Annotated in this window: 15 protein-coding genes and 1 pseudogene; 8 read left to right on the top strand and 8 right to left on the bottom strand. The window is 71.8% G+C overall.

Annotated features, from left to right (window positions below; translation table 11 throughout):
- The first annotated feature begins 1 nt into the window (after position 1).
- Positions 2-1,387 (top strand): DHA2 family efflux MFS transporter permease subunit, encoded by a 1,386-nt coding sequence (locus tag ACIBHX_RS34990; protein ID WP_397071701.1) that lies wholly within the window; start codon positions 2-4, stop codon positions 1,385-1,387.
- A gap of 150 nt (positions 1,388-1,537) precedes the next feature.
- Here the strand turns inward: ACIBHX_RS34990 and ACIBHX_RS34985 are convergent, their stop codons facing one another.
- Together ACIBHX_RS34985 and ACIBHX_RS34980 are read right to left on the bottom strand one after the other, a co-directional pair.
- Positions 1,538-2,749 carry an alpha/beta hydrolase family protein gene (locus ACIBHX_RS34985; RefSeq protein ID WP_397071699.1) on the bottom strand — a complete coding sequence of 404 codons (1,212 nt, stop codon included), beginning with the start codon at positions 2,747-2,749 and terminating at the stop codon, positions 1,538-1,540.
- 76 nt (positions 2,750-2,825) lie between these two features.
- Positions 2,826-3,059 (bottom strand): DUF6011 domain-containing protein, encoded by a 234-nt coding sequence (locus ACIBHX_RS34980; protein ID WP_397071698.1) that lies wholly within the window; start codon positions 3,057-3,059, stop codon positions 2,826-2,828.
- A 134-nt stretch (positions 3,060-3,193) separates the two neighbouring features.
- Here ACIBHX_RS34980 and ACIBHX_RS34975 point away from each other — a divergent pair.
- Positions 3,194-3,544 (top strand): annotated as a pseudogene (locus ACIBHX_RS34975) (hypothetical protein); the annotation flags it as partial.
- On the opposite strand, the gene ACIBHX_RS34970 reads toward ACIBHX_RS34975, so the two are convergent.
- The 3 genes from ACIBHX_RS34970 to ACIBHX_RS34960 all read right to left on the bottom strand — a co-directional run bounded on the left by ACIBHX_RS34970 (position 3,519) and on the right by ACIBHX_RS34960 (position 6,025).
- Complete coding sequence (locus tag ACIBHX_RS34970) at positions 3,519-4,772, bottom strand: serine/threonine-protein kinase (protein WP_397071697.1); 1,254 nt, start codon at positions 4,770-4,772, stop codon at positions 3,519-3,521. The pseudogene ACIBHX_RS34975 and the gene ACIBHX_RS34970 overlap by 26 nt on opposite strands.
- 64 nt (positions 4,773-4,836) lie before the next feature.
- Positions 4,837-5,127: a hypothetical protein gene (locus ACIBHX_RS34965; protein WP_397071696.1), complete on the bottom strand. Its 291-nt coding sequence runs from the start codon at positions 5,125-5,127 to the stop codon at positions 4,837-4,839.
- Positions 5,128-5,188: 61 nt separating this feature from the next.
- Positions 5,189-6,025 carry a MerR family transcriptional regulator gene (locus tag ACIBHX_RS34960; RefSeq protein ID WP_397071695.1) on the bottom strand — a complete coding sequence of 279 codons (837 nt, stop codon included), beginning with the start codon at positions 6,023-6,025 and terminating at the stop codon, positions 5,189-5,191.
- A gap of 104 nt (positions 6,026-6,129) precedes the next feature.
- Here ACIBHX_RS34960 and ACIBHX_RS34955 point away from each other — a divergent pair, with 104 nt between their 5' ends.
- From ACIBHX_RS34955 to ACIBHX_RS34930, 6 genes are all read left to right on the top strand, one after another.
- Positions 6,130-8,364: an alpha/beta fold hydrolase gene (locus tag ACIBHX_RS34955; protein ID WP_397071694.1), complete on the top strand. Its 2,235-nt coding sequence runs from the start codon at positions 6,130-6,132 to the stop codon at positions 8,362-8,364.
- Positions 8,361-9,596: an amidohydrolase family protein gene (locus ACIBHX_RS34950; RefSeq protein WP_397071693.1), complete on the top strand. Its 1,236-nt coding sequence runs from the start codon at positions 8,361-8,363 to the stop codon at positions 9,594-9,596. Before ACIBHX_RS34955 ends, ACIBHX_RS34950 begins: the two co-directional genes overlap by 4 nt.
- Entirely contained in the window at positions 9,584-10,126 is a 543-nt protein-coding gene (locus tag ACIBHX_RS34945; RefSeq protein WP_397071692.1) for a YybH family protein, read from the top strand. The genes ACIBHX_RS34950 and ACIBHX_RS34945 overlap by 13 nt, the downstream gene beginning before the upstream one ends.
- Complete coding sequence (locus tag ACIBHX_RS34940; protein WP_397071691.1) at positions 10,126-11,115, top strand: LLM class flavin-dependent oxidoreductase; 990 nt, start codon at positions 10,126-10,128, stop codon at positions 11,113-11,115. Before ACIBHX_RS34945 ends, ACIBHX_RS34940 begins: the two co-directional genes overlap by 1 nt.
- Positions 11,112-12,002, top strand: coding sequence for a DUF1028 domain-containing protein (locus ACIBHX_RS34935; protein ID WP_397071690.1), 891 nt, complete (start codon positions 11,112-11,114; stop codon positions 12,000-12,002). The genes ACIBHX_RS34940 and ACIBHX_RS34935 overlap by 4 nt, the downstream gene beginning before the upstream one ends.
- Before the next feature lie 71 nt (positions 12,003-12,073).
- The gene (locus ACIBHX_RS34930; RefSeq protein ID WP_397071689.1) at positions 12,074-12,367 is read left to right on the top strand and encodes a hypothetical protein; all 294 of its coding nucleotides are present in this window, start codon (positions 12,074-12,076) and stop codon (positions 12,365-12,367) included.
- 388 nt (positions 12,368-12,755) lie between these two features.
- Here the strand turns inward: ACIBHX_RS34930 and ACIBHX_RS34925 are convergent, their stop codons facing one another.
- From ACIBHX_RS34925 to ACIBHX_RS34915, 3 genes are read right to left on the bottom strand one after another with little or no spacing between them, the layout of a single operon-like run.
- Entirely contained in the window at positions 12,756-12,953 is a 198-nt protein-coding gene (locus tag ACIBHX_RS34925; RefSeq protein WP_397071688.1) for a hypothetical protein, read from the bottom strand.
- A 20-nt stretch (positions 12,954-12,973) separates the two neighbouring features.
- Complete coding sequence (locus tag ACIBHX_RS34920) at positions 12,974-14,605, bottom strand: beta-N-acetylhexosaminidase (RefSeq protein ID WP_397071687.1); 1,632 nt, start codon at positions 14,603-14,605, stop codon at positions 12,974-12,976.
- Positions 14,602-15,723: an MFS transporter gene (locus ACIBHX_RS34915; protein ID WP_397071869.1), complete on the bottom strand. Its 1,122-nt coding sequence runs from the start codon at positions 15,721-15,723 to the stop codon at positions 14,602-14,604. Before ACIBHX_RS34915 ends, ACIBHX_RS34920 begins: the two co-directional genes overlap by 4 nt.
- Between the last annotated feature and the right edge of the window lie 5 nt (positions 15,724-15,728).

The following is a 15,728-nucleotide window of genomic DNA, read 5'->3' as shown; positions in this document are numbered from 1 at the left end:
GGTGGCCGGCTCACGGGCGCTCCCGCTCGCCGTCCTGTGCGGGAGCGCCTTCCTCGGCGCGATCGACGTGCAGCTGGCCAACATCGCCTTCCCCGACATCCTGCACAGCTTCCCCGGCAGCAGCCTGCCCGAGCTGTCGTGGGTGTTCAACGGCTACGCGATCGTGTTCACGGCGGCGCTGCTGCCGGCGGGCGGGCTGGCCGACCGGTTCGGCTACCGCCGGGTCTTCCTCACCGGGCTGGCGGTCTTCGTGGTCGGCGCCGCCCTGTGCGCGATCGCCCCGTCGGCGGGCATGCTGATCGCGGCCAGGGTCGTGCAGGGCGTGGGCGGCGGGGTGATCACCCCGCTGACGCTCGCCCTGATCCTGCCGTACTACCCGCCCGAGCGCCGCGGCACGGCGATCGCCGTGTGGAGCGCGGCGCAGTCGGTGGCGACGGCGTCAGGGCCGTCGCTCGGCGGCATGCTCGTCGGCGTCTGGGACTGGCGGACGGTGTTCTTCCTGCACCTGCCGGTCGGGCTGGTCATCCTGGCGGGCGCGTGGCGGATCGTGAAACCCGGCGTGACCGAGGCCGCCACGTCCATGTTGCCGGACATCACCGGCCTGCTCCTGCTGGTGGGGGCCATCGGCCTGCCCTCGCTGGCCATCGTGCAGAGCGACGCGTGGGGCCTGGGCAGCCCGGGCACGATCGGCGCGCTCGTCGCGGGCGTCGTGGTGGGCGTGCTGTTCGTCCGGCGCGCCCGCAGCCACCCCGCCCCCATCGTGGACCTGAACGCGTTACGGGCGCGCGGCACCCAGCGGGCCAACCTCGCGATGTTCCTGCTCGGTCTGGTGATGTTCGCGCTGCCGCTGGCCAACATCCTTTTCCTGACCAGGATCTGGGGATACTCCGAGGCCGCGGCGGGGCTGGCCATCACCCCGGGAGCGCTCGCCCAGGTGCTGACCGCGCCGCTCGCCGGGCGGCTGGTGGCCAGGACCGGCCATCGGAGGCTGGCGCTGTGCGGGGTCGTACTGCTGGCGCTGTCCACGTCGTACCTGGCGTTCGCGGCGGGCGGCGGCCACGCGTATCTCACGGTGGTCTTCCCCGCGGTCGTCCTGTCAGGGACCGGGATCGCCGTGCTGGTCAACTCGCTGAGCGGGGCGGCTGTGGCCGAGATCCCGCCCTCGCGGCTGGCCACCGGCACCGCCCTGTCGGTCACCTCGCGGGCCGTCGGCGCGGTCATCGGCGTGTCGGCGCTGGTGCTGGTGCTGTCGGGCGACCGGCTCGGGTCGATCGGCGCCTACAAGGGGGTCTGGACGACCATGATGGGCCTCTGCGCCCTCGTCGCCGTCGCCGCCGCGGGCCTGCGCACCCCGGACCCCCAGCCCAGCCCGTCCACTTCCCCGTGAGGAGCGTCCGGCACCAGTTCAAGCTGGCCATGTACCCCGGCATCTCTCTTCCTGAACACCTGGCCATCATCGACGCCGTCTGCGCTCACGACCCCGAGGCCGCCGAACAGGCCGCCCGCGCGCATCTGCGCAGTGTCATCAAGACGCTGCTCACCTTTCCGGGCGCAGGAGATCGTCCAGCCAGTCGAAGACCACCTGGTCGAACCGCGACCGGTTGAGCGCCTCGGTGTGCCCGCCCGCCCCCTCGTCCGCGGTGAACCGGACGAAGGTCTTCGGGCACACCAGGGCGTTGTGCAGGCGCTCCGCATATGACGCGATGGGGTCGTCCTCCACCCACACCACCAGCGTGGGACAGGAGATGCCGCCGACCACGTCGGAGATGCGGTACCGCGCCATCTCGACGACGTACTCCCCCAGCGTTTTCAGGCCGTGGACCCAGAGGCCGCGCTGGATCAGCCGCCACCGCGCCATCGGATCCGCGGACACACCCGCCAGGTACGGGTCCAGCTCCGCCGGGTCCACGTCGGGCAGCCGGTTCCTGATCTCCTCGGGGAGCGGCAGGCTCGCGCGAACGGCGTCCAGCAGGTCGTACTGCCCCGGGTCGGCGATCAGCGCGGCGACCCGATGCTCGCCGCCGCCGACGGCGCGCGGCGCCAGGAACCCGCCGAGGCTCCACCCCATGACCGCGATCCGGTCGGGGTCGATCTCGTGCCGGGTCAGCGCGAAGTCGATGATCGGCCGGAGCACGTTCTCCCAGTCGGGCCGCATGCGCAGCCCCTGCTTGATCAGCACCCGTCCCTGTCCAGGCCCGTCCACCAGCAGGCAGTTGTACCCGCGGCGGATCGCGGGCACCGCGTGCGACCAGTACATCTCGTGCACGTTGGAGTCGTAGCCGTTCACCCCGACGAGCGTGGCCCGCCGCCGCCGCCGCGCGTCATCGGCCAGGCAGAGGTATCCGGGCAGCACGGTCCCCTCGAAGGGCACCTCGACCGGCACCACCGGCGGCGTCATCAGCTCGGCGAAGCGCGTGAAACACGACGCCTCCCGGTCGGAGGCGATGACGAGCCGGCCGTCGACCGGCTCCCCGAACAGCGGAAGACACGCGACGCGATAGTAGGTCGAGGCCCGCAGGAACGCCTCACGGGCACTCACGGCGTGCCCCGCCGAGTCACTCTCGGATCCCCGCGCCTCGACCCGCCCCGCGGTCGACACCCAGGCGTTGTACCAGCTACGGGTGTCGCCGGAAACGATGTTCGCGGCGGTCGCGGCACACTCCCCGTACTCGGCCCCGCCCCGCGTCATGGTGCACAGCGCCCGCCGGGCGAACATGTCGAACAGCGGATCGTCGAAGAGCAACTTCACGCCCACACCCCCGCAGCAGCACGTCGGGGGGAACGACACCAAGGACCATATGCCGTCCCCTACCCCGGTGGTGGGATCACGATTCCTCGAGGAGGTCGACCTGGCCGGCGATGGTCCAGCCTCGCGGGACGCCGGTGATCCGGACGGGGCGTCTCGGGGCGATGCCGAGTCGCGCTGCGCACTCCGGTCCGATTCCGCGGGCTTGGGAGGCCGGTGCGCGCAGGCGGTGGCGGCAGGCTCGGCATCGGACCAGATGGGAGCGGATCTTGAACTCGTCCAGGTCGAGGACGAGCAACTGCGGCTGGCTCATGCCCCTCTCCTCCCGGTCCGTGTCATGAACACTGCATCAGCTTCTCGCGGCCGGCCCGCGGATTCGAGCATCGTGTCGGTCAATGAAGGAGGAAAGGATGCGATTGCCCTTGATCCGGTCGCGGCGGCGGCGTCGGCGGACTGGCGCTCGCGCAGGCGCTGCGCCGCGGCGGCCTGGACGTCACCGTGTACGAGGCCGACCCCACCCCGGAGATCCGCAACCAGGGTTACCGCATCCACATCGACGCCAACGGCAACGCCGCGCTGCGGACCTGCCTGCCGCTGGAGGCGCTCGACCTGGTACGCCGCACCAGCGGGGTCAACGACGACGTGATGACCGGATACACGCGGTCGCCGCGTACGAGCGCGTCATGCTCCCCCGCGGCTTCGAAACCGTCGACGCCTCCCTCCGCCTGGCCGGCCAGATGTTCGCCCACGCCGGCTGACACGGAAGGTCCGGTCAGCACACCTGCGGGACGCAGGTGAACGGGTTGTCCGGTGGAGGCTGGGGCGTCCACCACGGCTGGGTGGACTGCGTGGTGGGTTCGACGGTGGGTTTCGGCGTGGGTTGCCTGGTCGGCTCGGGCACCGAGCTGTGCGTGGTGGGCCCGGTGGTGTTCACCGTGAGCTGGTGGCTCCTGGTCCTGGTCGGTTTGGGGGTCGCGGTGGTCGTGGTGCGGCGGCGGGACGTTCCGCTGGGGGTGGCGGCGGCCGTCCGGTCCGTCACCTTGCCCACGGTCGACGGGGTCGACGGGGTCGTAGGAGGCGGCGAGAGTGCGGGTTGCCGGAGAGCCGGGGTGGATTCGACCGGGTGACCGTACAAGGTGAAGGCCACCGCGACAGCGGCCGCGGCGAGCAGCGCGCTGCTGAGCGCCAGGAGTGCCTTACGGCTGCGCCGTCGCGGCGCGGAAGGTGGCGAGGTCAGTCCGCGGACCAAGTCGTCGGCGCTCGGGCGCTTGGCCGGGTCCTTGGCCAGGCTGGCGGCGACGAGGTCGCGCAGCGTGCCGTCGAGCCCGGAGATCTCCGGCTCAGTGTTGAGAATCCGGCTGATCACCGCCGGGGTCGAGTCCGCGCCGAAGGCCGGCCGGCCGCACGCGGCGAACACCATGGTCACGCCCCAGGCGAAGACGTCCGCCGCGGGCGTCAGTTCCACTCCGCCTAGCTGCTCGGGCGCGAGGTAGGACGGTGTCCCCATGGGCGTGCTGGCCGAGGTGACGCTTGGCGAGTCGAGCGCTCGCGCGATGCCGAAATCGATCACGACGGGACCTTCCGGGCCCATCAGGATGTTGCCCGGCTTGAAGTCGCGGTGCAGGATCCCGGCGCGGTGGATGGCCGCCAGCGCGGTGGCGGTGCTGACGGCCAGCCGTTCGAGTGCGGCCCCGCGCCGCGGCCCCTCGGCCATGACGAGCGCGCGCAGCGACGGCCCCGGCACGTATTCACTGACGATGTACGGCCGGCGCCCCGCCATATCGGCGTGGAGCACCGGCGCGGTGGAGAACCTGGCCACCCGCTGCGCGATCGCCACCTCGCGCAGGAACCTGCCGCGGGCATCGGGATCCGTCAGTAAGCCGTGATGGAGGAGCTTGACGGCGGCCTGTTCGCCTTCCGCCGTACGCCCCAGATAGACGACTCCCTGCCCGCCCTCGCCGAGCCGGCCCACGATGTCGTAGGCCCCTAGCCGTCGCGGGTCGTCCTCCTCCAACGGCTCGCTCACGCAGACCCCCGGCGCTTATTGACACTTTGTTCAGAAAGCTACCAGCTGATCCACATCAGCATGGCTACTTGCGCAGCACCAGCCACACCCAGAGGACGGCGACCGCGAGTAGCGCCAGGCCGAACACGATGGTGGCGCCGCGCCGCCTGGACAACAGGGCGAGCAGAAGCCCCAGCATGGGCGCGCCGAACCCGACGATCAGCACGGCGTCCCCGCAGATCTGCGCGAACTGCTTGTCTCTCGCCTCCCCTCCCATCACGGTGAAGCCGTAGCCCAGCAGGGGTGTGCCCACGATCCATAACACGAACAGCAGCCACGGCCAAGCGGCCTCCTTGCGCGGCCGGTCCGATCTCATGATCCGCATTGTGCCCATGAAGCTTCGGACTGCCCAGCAGCCGTCGGTACCAACCACAAGGTCAAGGAGGCGCGTCATCCGGCTGTGCTGAGCGGACGATTTTCGTGGCCCTGGCGTGCTCCCACGCGCCGGCCTCCAGCTGTTCGACCCACAGCACGCGCGCCGGCTCCTGTCCCGGGTTGTCCCAGGCGAACGAGGTGTGTGACGTGAGGATGATCGAATCGCCCTCCGCCAGGACGATCTCCTCGTCGGGCAGGGTGAACCGCAGCCGACCGGCCAGGACGAAGGCGAACGACTCCCCGGGACGGGCGTAGGCGCCGTCGCTGGCCTCACCTGGCGGCACGGTGAGCAGCGATGACTCCAGCCGGTATCCGGGCAGCGTGAGCTCCTCCCAGACCACGCCGCCGGCGAACAGCCCACAAGCCCGCTCGTCCTGACGTACGACCATCGTGCCCCGGGCGCGGAACGTGGCCAGCGCGCTCGGCGGCACCAGCAGGGCGTCCGCGATACGCATGATGAGCTGGGTGGACACACCGGTGTCCCCGCGCTCCACCGCACCGAGATGGGCGGGCGATACGCCGACCATTTCCGCGAGCTCTTTCATCGAGAGCCCGCTGGCCCGTCTGGCGTTGCGGATGGAGTGGTTGTCCCAGTGGCGCCTGCCGCTCTCCGCGCCGGATTCCTGGGCCAGGGACGTGCGGATCGCCGCGGGATTCCAGCCACGCCTACGGCGCAGATCGGCGATCTGCAGCGCCCGCGCCAGGTGCTCGTCGGTGTAGCGCCGCTGCCCCCCGTCGCTGCGATCGGGAACCAGCAGCCCCTGGGATTCCCAGACCCGCAACGTCTGCGGGCTAACGCCGACCGCCGCGGCGACCTCGCCGATCGTGCGGTACGTCATGGCTGGTGAGTTTAGCGGGATGCCGGGGGCCGACTATCGACAAACTTGCAATTCTTTTGTAGCTTTCCCCTCACTTGTTCCTACGCTCTTCGGTGGAGATCCCCTTGAGCAGCGACGTTGTCTCCCCCCGTGCCCACTCCGCCTCCAAACCCGCGCGACTCCTCGACAAGATCGAGGTCCGCTCCATCGACTACATCCCGTCCTCTGAACGCCGGGGCAAGGCCTGGCACCAGGCGCCGTTCTGGTTCACCGGCCAGCTCGTGGTCTCCACGGTCATCGTCGGATTCGTCGGCCCGGCCCAGGGTCTTTCGGTGGGCTGGTCCATCGCGGCCGGCGCGCTGGGAGCGCTGGCGGGTGCCTTCCTCATGGCCTTCCACGCCAACCAGGGCCCGACCATGGGCCTGCCGCAGATGATCCAGTCCAGGGCGCAGTTCGGCGTCAAGGGCGCGGCCCTGCCGATGCTCGCCGCGATCTTCCTCTACATCGGCCTCAGCGTGTTCGGCGTCGTGCTCGGCGGCCAGGCGATCTCGATGGTGCTGCCGGGGCCCCCGCTGATGTGGGGAGCGCTCGTCGTCGTGCTCGCCACGTTGCTGGCCGTCGTCGGCCACGACCTGCTGCACGGTGTGCTGCGGTGGCTGTCGTACCTGGTGGGCCCGGTCTTCGTGGTGCTGACCGTGCTCGCGCTCGTCCACCTCCACCCGCAGCCGGCCGCGCACACGAACACGGTGGCCGCGATGCTGGTCCAGTTCGTCGCCGCCGCGGGATACCAGCTGGGATACGCGGTCTTCGTCTCCGACTACTCGCGTTACCTGCCGGCCTCCACCTCCACCAGGGCGGTCATCGGCTGGACCTATCTGGGCGCCGCGGCATCCGCGATCTGGCTGATGGCGCTCGGCTCGTTCATCGCCTCCGCCGTGCCGGTCGCCGACGCTCTGCCGAACCTGCAGGACATCGGCGACCGGCTGTTTCCCGGCTTCGGAACGTTCGCGGTGGTGGTCACCCTGGTGCCGAGCGCCGTCGCGCTGATGGGCGTCAACCTCTACGGCTCGATGCTGTCGGGGGTGAGCATCGCGGCGGGTTTCCGGCCCATCGCTCTCTCGCTGCGGGCCCGGGTGATCGGGATCGTGGCGGGCGGGGTCTGCGCCTACTTGATCGCGCTGGCGATGCCGGCGGCCTATCTCGGCACCTTCAATGACTTCGTCACGATCGTGCTGTACCTGCTGGTCCCCTGGTCCGCGGTGAACCTCGTCGACTACTACTGGGTACGGCGCGGCCGCTACGCGATCGCGGCGCTGTTCGACCAGGACGGCGTCTACCGCCGGTGGGGCGTCGCCGGGCTGGTCGCCTACGGGCTCGGCTTCGCGGCGATGATCCCCTTCATGTCCACCGGCTTCTACACCGGCGCGGTGGTGTCCGCGCTCGGTGGGGCGGACATCGCCTTCGCCGTGGGACTGCTCGTGGCGGGCGGCGCTTATCTGGTGGCCAACCGGGGCTTCGACCTGTCGAGCGAGGAGCCCGCCATCCTGGCCAGCCTGCGGCTGCTCGGCGAAGGCACAGCCGACGACATCGAGCGGCGAACCGTCGACACCGCCTCGGGACGCCTGTCCGTCCTGCTGCGCCACGGCCAGGAAGGGACGACGCCGGTCCTGTTCCTGCACCCGGCCAACCTGTCCGCCCGCTGCTGGCGCATGGTGACCGGACGGCTGCCGGCGGACCAGGGATGGATCGCGCTCGACCTGCGTGGTCACGGGGAGTCGACCCGATCAGGCACGTACGGCGTCGCGAACTGGACCGAGGACTGCGCGCACGTCCTGTCCTCGCTCGGCGTCGCGCGGGCACACCTGGTCGGCGCGTCGGCGGGCGCGGCCGTCGCGGTCGAACTGGCCGCGCGACACCCGGAACTGGCCGTCTCGCTCGTGACGATCGGCGGCGCCTTCCTCCCCGCCGACCCCGAGGAGGGCACCCTGATCGAGGACATCGTCGCGGTCGGCCCCGAACGGGCGCTCAGCCGCCACGCCGCCGCCGAGGCGGTAGCCGTACCCGAGGCCGCGGAGGAGGCGATCGCCGACCTCAGCCGCAACGACGCGGCAACGACGATCGCCATCTGGCGAGCGGCGGCCGCCACCGATACGGGTCGGGCCGCGGCGGCGCTGCGCTGCCCGGCGCTGGTCATCGTCGGCGAACTCGACCGCACGTGCCCGCCTGAGGAGTCCGCCGGGTTCGCCGAGGCCACCGGGGCGCGCCTGGAGATCCTGCCCGGCATCGGCCACCTGCCGATGTACGAGGCGCCCCAGGACCTGGCGTCGCTGCTGACCGAGCACCTGCGGAGGCATCCATGACCACGGTCTACCGTGGCGCGGCCGTTCACGACGGCACCGGAGCACCGCCCGTGACGGGCGACCTCGTGGTCACCGGCGGGCGTATCGGGCCCGCCGGGCACGTCGATCCCGCCGCGTCCGTCGTGGACGTGTCGGGGCGCAGCATCATCCCCGGCCTTATCGACTGCCACACCCACGTCACGCTGCCGACCCTCGACCCGCTGCGGCTCATGAACACCCCGCTCTCCCACCGGTTCCTGGAGACGGGACGTACGCTCGCCACGACGCTGGACCTCGGCATCACCACCGTGCGCGACGCCGGCGGAGCGGATGCGGGGATCGCCCAGGCGGTCGCCGAGGGCGTCGTCCGCGGCCCGAGAGTGCGCACGGCCATCGCCATGATCTCGCCGACCGGCGGTCACGCCGACCCCTGGCGGCTGTCGGGAACCAACGCGCGCTGGCAGTTCCCGCTCTACCCGGGCATGCCCGACGCCGTGGCGGACGGTCCGGTCGGGCTGCGACGGGTGGTCCGCGAGATCGTCAGGGCGGGCGCCGACGTGGTCAAGGTCGCGGTCTCCGGCGGGATCAGCTCACCCCGTGACGACCCCAGGCACTGCCAGCTCCGCCAGGACGAGCTCAGCGCCCTGGTGGAGGAGGCGGGCGCGGCGGGCCTGCGGGTGATGGCGCACGCGCACGGACCGGCGGCGATCATCGCCGCGGTACGGGCCGGGGTCGCCTCGATCGAGCACGGCGTGTTCATCGACGAGGAGAGCATCGCCCTGATGGTCGAGCACGGCACCTTCCTGGTGCCCACGCTCACGGCGGCTCGCTCGTTCCTCGACGTCGCCTCGGCCGACCCGGACAGCCTGGCCCAGGCCAGGGAGGCCGTCGCCGTACACGAGAGCAATCTTCGCCGCGCGCTGGCGGCGGGGGTGCGGATCGCGATGGGCTCGGACTCCGGCTTCTCCCCGCACGGCCGCAACCTCGACGAGCTCGAGGCCCTGGCATCGGCCGGTCTCGATCGGGCCCAGGTGCTGCGCAGCGCGACGTCGGCCGCGGCCGAGCTGCTCGGCGCCGACGACGAGATCGGCACGCTGCGGCCCGGCATGCGGGCCGACTTCACCGTCGTGAACGGTGACCCGCTCGACTTCGCCGGCCTCGCCGACCGCATCGAGGCGGTCTACCAGGACGGCGTCCTCGTCGGCGGAACGATCTTCAACAACAGCGACAAGGAGCACAGATGCAGTACATGACGCGCACCGCCCCGGCCGAGGACATCGAGGAGATCCTGCGGCTGAACCGGGAATGGTGGGAATCCAACATCGGCTACGACATCCCCCGCATGGCGGCGGTGTTCCCCTCGCCCGGCGAGGAGTACCTGATGTTCAACTTCAACGGCCACCCCTACTTCAACATGCGGGAGAAGGTCGCGCTCTGGCAGTACTACCGCGCGAGCGAGGACTTCGTCGGCACGCCCGACGTGCGGATCATGCGCCTGGAGGTACGTGGCGACACCGCGTGGCTCGCCTGTGAGGCCAGGATCGACGAGATCGGGCTGTCGGGCGGCCAGCACGCCGCCGACACGAGGAACACGCTGCTGGTGCGCGCCACCGAGATCTACCACCGTGACAACGGCGAAGGCCGCCCGCAGTGGCGGATGTGGCACACCCACATCAGCCCGCTCCCTCCGGAGGACGAGCCCCGGCCTGGATTCACCGACACCATGCGCGAGCGCGGCCTCGGCTGGGTGCCGTGGCAGCCGCTGCCCGCGCGGGAGGCGTGATGAACCGCGCCGCCCTCGGCCTCGTGCTCGGCAGCTCGCAGTCACCGCAGGACATCCTGACAGCCGCCGCCGCGGCCGAGCGCGCCGGCCTGGACGAGCTCTGGCTCGGCGAGGACTACTTCTACACCGGGGCCTTCGCCACCGCCGGCACGCTCCTGGCCACCACGCGGTTGCCGGTCGGCATCGGCATCGTCCCGGCCACCACCCGCCATCCTGCGGTCACCGCGATGGAGGTCGCCACCCTGGCCGGGCTGCACCCAGGCAGAGTACGCGCGGGGGTCGGCCTCGGCGTGCCCGAATGGCTGGACGCGATGGACCTGCGCCCGCGCGCCCGGCTCGGCGCGGTCCGTGACACCCTGCGCGGGTTGCGCACCCTCCTCCGGGGCGACCCGCTCAGCGGCGAGTTCGCCTCGTTCACCGCGCACGACATCAGGCTCGAACATCCCCCGGCGACGCCGCCACCGCTGTACGCGGGGGTGGGCGGCCCCAAGGCCCTGGCGTTGTCCGCGGCCGAGGCGGACGGCACCGTGCTGTCGGTGCTGGCGGGCCCCGACTACGTGCGGTGGGCTCGCGAACGGCTGGCGGAGGCGGGAGCCGGCGCCGGCCACCGCGTCGTGGTCTACGCGCTGTGCATGATCGATGACGACCGTGCCGCCGCCCGGGCCGCGCTGCGCGAGCTGTTCGGGTTGTACCTGCTCAGCGGTCCGCGCAACCCGATGTCGGAGGTGCAGGGCATCGCCGACGAGGCTGAGGCGCTCGCCGAACGAGGGATCGAAGCCGCGATTCCCGACATTCCCGACGAGTGGCTCGATCAGCTGGCCGTCGTGGGCACGCCAGACGTCTGCGCGCGCCGCCTGGCCGACCTCGCCGAGGCGGGAGCCGACGCTGTCGCGCTCGCCTTCCCGCCCGACCAGCCGATCGACAAGGTGGTCGACCGGCTGGCCGCGGACGTGATCCCGCTGCTCGGCCCGGCGGACGGTGCCCGATGACCTTCTCCGTCGTCGCCCGCGACGAGCACACAGGACGGCTCGGCGTCGCCGTCGCCTCGCACTTCCTCGGCGTCGGACGGCTCGCCCCCTGGGCCAGGGCCGGTGTCGGCGCGATCGCCACCCAGGCGTTCGTCGACCCGGCGTACGGCCCGCGCGGGCTCGACCTGCTCGCCGCGGGCGACTCCCCGCAGAGCGCGCTGGACCTGCTGCTGGCCGCCGATCCCGATCACGGCCAGCGCCAGGTGGCGGTGGTGGACGCGACAGGCGCGCTCGCCGTACACACCGGGCGGCACTGCTACGCCGAGGCTGAGCACGCGACCGGGCCCGGCGTTTCGGCGCAGGGCAACATGCTGGGCGCCCCGGGCATCCCGCATGCCATGGTCGAGGCGTTCCTCCACACGCGGGGAGACTTCGCCGACCGGCTGCTGGCCGCCCTGTTCGCGGGCGAGCAGGCCGGCGGGGATGCCAGGGGCCGGCAGTCGGCGAGCCTGCTCATCGTGAGCGCGGATCGGGCCGAGCCGCCCATCGCCGGGGTGGAGGTCGATCTTCGGGTCGACGACCACGACGACCCGCTGCGGGAGCTCAGCCGACTGGCCGGCCTGCACCGCGCCTACGCGGACATCGGCGTCATCTTCACGCCCGGCGTGGTCAGCGGTGACCGGACGCCGACTGACAGCGAGGTGGCGGCGGCTCTCGCCGCCCTGTCACGCGCGGCCGGGCTATTGCCCGGGCACGCGGAACCGCTCATGTGGTCCGCCATCGTGCTCGCCCGCGCCGGTCGTCGCCCCGAGGCGGCCGAGGCGAGCGCGAGGGCTCTGGCCGCCAACCCGGATCTCGGCGCCTTCCTCGACCGGCTCCGGCGACAGGGCGTCGTCCCCAGCACCTGAGCCGCGCTCATGGGACGACGCGTTTAGTCCGTGATGGAGACCTCCCCCGTGAGGCCGCGGCTGGTGCCGCGATGTTCGAGGAGATGGTGACCGATCCGGGCTCCGGGCGCATCGCCAACGCCAACGCCAACGCCAACGCCAACGCCAACGCCACCTTCGGCGACTACCTGATCCCGGTCAACGCCGACGTTCCCGACATGCAGGTGATCTTCGTCGGCCGGCCCGACAGGTTCTACCCCATCGGGGTGAAGGGCGTCGGCGAGATCGGCCTCGTCGGCATGGCCGCCGCCATCGCCAACGCGGTTCATCACGCCACCGGCCGCCGGATCCGCTCCCTGCCCATCACCATCGACCAGCTCCTCTGACCGCCCCAACGCTTCAACGGCGCGCCGGCTGTACTGCCGGCCGTCGGCGCCTTGGGTGCGCGCACCGGCGCGTATGTGGGCCGAGGACGTCCCATTCGCGGCGGGCAACAGGATCGGGCTGCCAGCCGCCCAGCGATGACATCCCGGCGAGCCGTACATCCGTGGCTGAATGTGACAGAAGGCCGTCATTGGCGTCATTCGTGATGAATGTGACGATGAGGACATGTCCACAGCCCGCCGGGTCGTCATCGCGGTCTTCCCTGACGTCGACCTCCTCGATGTCACCGGTCCGGCCGAGGTGTTCGCACTGGCCAACCGAGAGACCGGCGGCCGGGCGGGGCCCCCAGGGCCGTACGGCCACTCGCGGATACACCGGGCTCGTCAACCATCAGGTGCGGGCGGGTTCGATGACACCGAACCACCGTTCCAAGGCTGCCCGGAGTGCTTCCAGCTCCGTGGGATCTGGTTGGGGCGAAGAGGAGGCCCAGGCCACGTAGCTGTCGGGTCGAAGGAGCACGGCGGTGGGCGCGGCGGCGTGGGGGCGGGCGGTGACGACGTCGACCTGGTCGTGCCGCAAGGCGAGCATCTCCGCCAGCCGGGTGATGGTCAGCTTTCGTGGGTGGTGGCCTTGGCGACCACGCCCGAGTCGGGCAGGCGGGCGACCCATTCCAGCCAGCGCTCCTTGGTCGTGCGGTTCCCCGGCGCGTGGGCGCGGCGCCCGGTGCCGCCCGCCTGCCAGGGCAGTGGACCCTCCAGCGGCCGGTACGCGCATCCGGCGGCGTCCAGCCTGGCCAGGTGGCCCTCGCGCAGCCGTTCGACCAGGGACGGGTAGTCGGCCGGCGCGCCGTACCAGACTGCTTCGGCGATGGCGCAGGCACGCGGGAACACCATGTAGTCCAGGTGCCGCTCGTGCGGAATGTACTCGCTCCACGCCTGGAACTGCCCGCCGAGCACCTTCGCCCGCTCCTGGTCCGTCCACGACTCGGGCAGCGGCGCGAACGACGCGGAGTCCTCCAGCGTGATCGGCCCGCCGATGGACAGCGGCTCCTCGGGCAGGTCGGACTGGTCGTAGTCGAGGTAGGTGGGGTAGACGGGCGCGCGCACCACGTCGTGGCCCGCGGCGGCCGCCTGCCGGGAGATGGCGTCGCCGCGCCAGCACATCACGATCGTGTCGGGCAGCACGCCACCGGTCTGGAACGCCTCGTCCCACACCACCATGCGCTTGCCGCGCTCGGCCAGATGCCCGCCGACCTCACGCAGGAACCAGCCGTGCAGCTCGCCCGGCTGCTCGGCGCCGATGGCCGCCATGTGCGCGGCCACCTCGGGGTCGCCCGGCCAGTCCGTGGTGACGCACTCGTCGCCGCCCAGGTGCACGTACGGGGTGTCGATCGCGGTGAGCAGCTCGTCGATGAGCTCGCACACCAGCTTGACCGCGGCGGGGATCGGCTTGAGCACGCCGGCCGAGATGCCCCAGCCGCGCAGCACCTCGTCGGCGCCGGTGCCCAGCTCGGGGAAAGCGGCCAGCAGTGCGGAGGCGTGCCCGGGCAGGTCGATCTCGGGAACGACGGTGATCCCGCGCTGGGCGGCGTAGGCGGCGACCTCCGCCAGATCGTCGAGGGTGTAGTAGCCGCCGTGCGGCGTGCCGTCGAAGGTGGGCTCCGTGCGGAAACGGCCGACCATGGTCTCCCGGCGATGCGTGGCCACCGCATTGATCTCCGGATATTTCCTGCTCTCGATGCGCCAGCCCTGATCGTCGGTGAGATGGAGGTGGAGGCGGTTCATCCGATGCATGGCGAGCAGGTCGACGTAACGCAGCAAGGTGCGCTTGTCCAGGAAGTGCCGGGCGACGTCGAGCATGCCGCCACGCCAGCCCAGCGCGGGCTCGTCCTCGACCTCGCCGCACGGCACCACGCCGCCCGGGCGCCCGCCGGCTCGATACGCGGCCGGGCCGATCAACTGCTTCAGCGTCTGTACGGCATGCCGTACACCAGCGAGATCCGCTCCCACGATCTCGGCCCCGCCGGGCGAGACCTGCAGCCGGTAGGACTCGGGCCCACCCGCACCCAGGCGCACGGACAGCGCGCCCTCGGGCCCGGCGGCCACGGGCAGCGGGCCGAGCAGCAGCTGCACCGCCTCGACCAGCGCGGGATCGCCGTGCACGCTGCCGAACGTGAAGCTGCCCCCGGCGCTGGCCGCGTGGCGAGGAGCGGGCAGGAGGGTGCGATAGGGATCGGTCATGCCAGTACCTTTCGTGAGCTTCTGGTACGGAGGTAGAGCGTGAGGGGCACGATGGCCCCTGAGGAGACGGCGATGGCCGTGAGCGCGCCCGGCAGCCCGACGTGGTCGGCGAGGAACCCGATCAGCGGCGGCCCGCCCAGCATTCCCGCGTGCCCGATGCTGGCCGCCAGGCCCACGCCCGCGGGTCCACCGAGCGCCCCCGCCTGCGCGATGGCCAGCGGGAACACGTTGGCCAGCCCGACTCCGACCGCGACGAACCCGCCGAACGCCACCGCGACGGAGCCCGTCCACGACGCGGCCAGGATGCCGCCCCCGGCCAGCAGAGCGCCGGCCACGAGGACGGCGGCCTGGCCGTACCGCCGCACCAGACGGCTGCCCGCCAGCCGGGCGAGCGCCGCCGCCACCGAGTAAGCCGAAAAGCCGTAGGCGGCCAGGCTCGCCCCGGCGTGCAGGTCGTCGCGCAGGTGCAGCACGCTCCAGTCGGCCACCGCTCCCTCGCCGAAGGCCGTGCACACGGCCAGCACCCCGCACAGGGCCACGGCCAGGCCGAACGACCGCCGGCCGCCCCGCGCGGGGCTCACAGCGGGGACCCTTCCGCGCAGCAGCGGCCTGGCGAACGCGGCCGTGGCGATGAGCACGAGGGCGGACACCAGCAGGAAGTGCTGCCCGGTGCTCAGCCGGGCCGCGACGAGGCCGCCGAGCAGCGCACCGGTCAGGCCGCCCACGCTCCACAGCCCGTGCAGGACCGACATGATCGGCCGCTGCGTGGCCTGCTCGACCTCGACGGCCGCACTGTTCAGCCCGATGTTCACGGTGCCGTAGCACAGTCCTGTCACCGCGAGCGCCACGCACAGCGCCGCCATCGTGCCCGCGAGCGCGACCACCGGCAGCATCAGGCCGACCAGCGCGATGGAGACGAGGATGACCGGCCGCGTGCCGTACCGCACACACAGCCGCCCGCTGACGGTCATGGCCAGCACTGTGCCGATCGACATGCACATGAGCGCGACGCCGAGCCCGCCGGTGGTGACACCAAGGTGATCCTTGACCGAGGGGATGCGTACCACCCACGTGGCGAGGACGACGCCGTCCAGGAGGAAGAACAGCGACAGGGGCATATCTC

Source organism: Nonomuraea sp. NPDC050536, from assembly GCF_044457685.1.
Lineage (GTDB): Bacteria > Actinomycetota > Actinomycetes > Streptosporangiales > Streptosporangiaceae > Nonomuraea.
Note: the sequence above shows the minus strand (reverse complement) of the source record. Positions and strands in the feature narration are given on the sequence as shown.

Coding starts and splice junctions, on each gene's coding strand:
- ACIBHX_RS34980 (WP_397071698.1), bottom strand. CDS start 3,059: ATGAGCCAGCCGCAGTTGCTCGTCCTCGACCTGGACGAGTTCAAGATC.
- ACIBHX_RS34965 (WP_397071696.1), bottom strand. CDS start 5,127: ATGAGATCGGACCGGCCGCGCAAGGAGGCCGCTTGGCCGTGGCTGCTG.
- ACIBHX_RS34960 (WP_397071695.1), bottom strand. CDS start 6,025: ATGACGTACCGCACGATCGGCGAGGTCGCCGCGGCGGTCGGCGTTAGC.
- ACIBHX_RS34950 (WP_397071693.1), top strand. CDS start 8,361: ATGACCACGGTCTACCGTGGCGCGGCCGTTCACGACGGCACCGGAGCA.
- ACIBHX_RS34945 (WP_397071692.1), top strand. CDS start 9,584: ATGCAGTACATGACGCGCACCGCCCCGGCCGAGGACATCGAGGAGATC.
- ACIBHX_RS34940 (WP_397071691.1), top strand. CDS start 10,126: ATGAACCGCGCCGCCCTCGGCCTCGTGCTCGGCAGCTCGCAGTCACCG.
- ACIBHX_RS34935 (WP_397071690.1), top strand. CDS start 11,112: ATGACCTTCTCCGTCGTCGCCCGCGACGAGCACACAGGACGGCTCGGC.
- ACIBHX_RS34930 (WP_397071689.1), top strand. CDS start 12,074: ATGTTCGAGGAGATGGTGACCGATCCGGGCTCCGGGCGCATCGCCAAC.
- ACIBHX_RS34925 (WP_397071688.1), bottom strand. CDS start 12,953: ATGCTCGCCTTGCGGCACGACCAGGTCGACGTCGTCACCGCCCGCCCC.
- ACIBHX_RS34920 (WP_397071687.1), bottom strand. CDS start 14,605: ATGACCGATCCCTATCGCACCCTCCTGCCCGCTCCTCGCCACGCGGCC.
- ACIBHX_RS34915 (WP_397071869.1), bottom strand. CDS start 15,723: ATGCCCCTGTCGCTGTTCTTCCTCCTGGACGGCGTCGTCCTCGCCACG.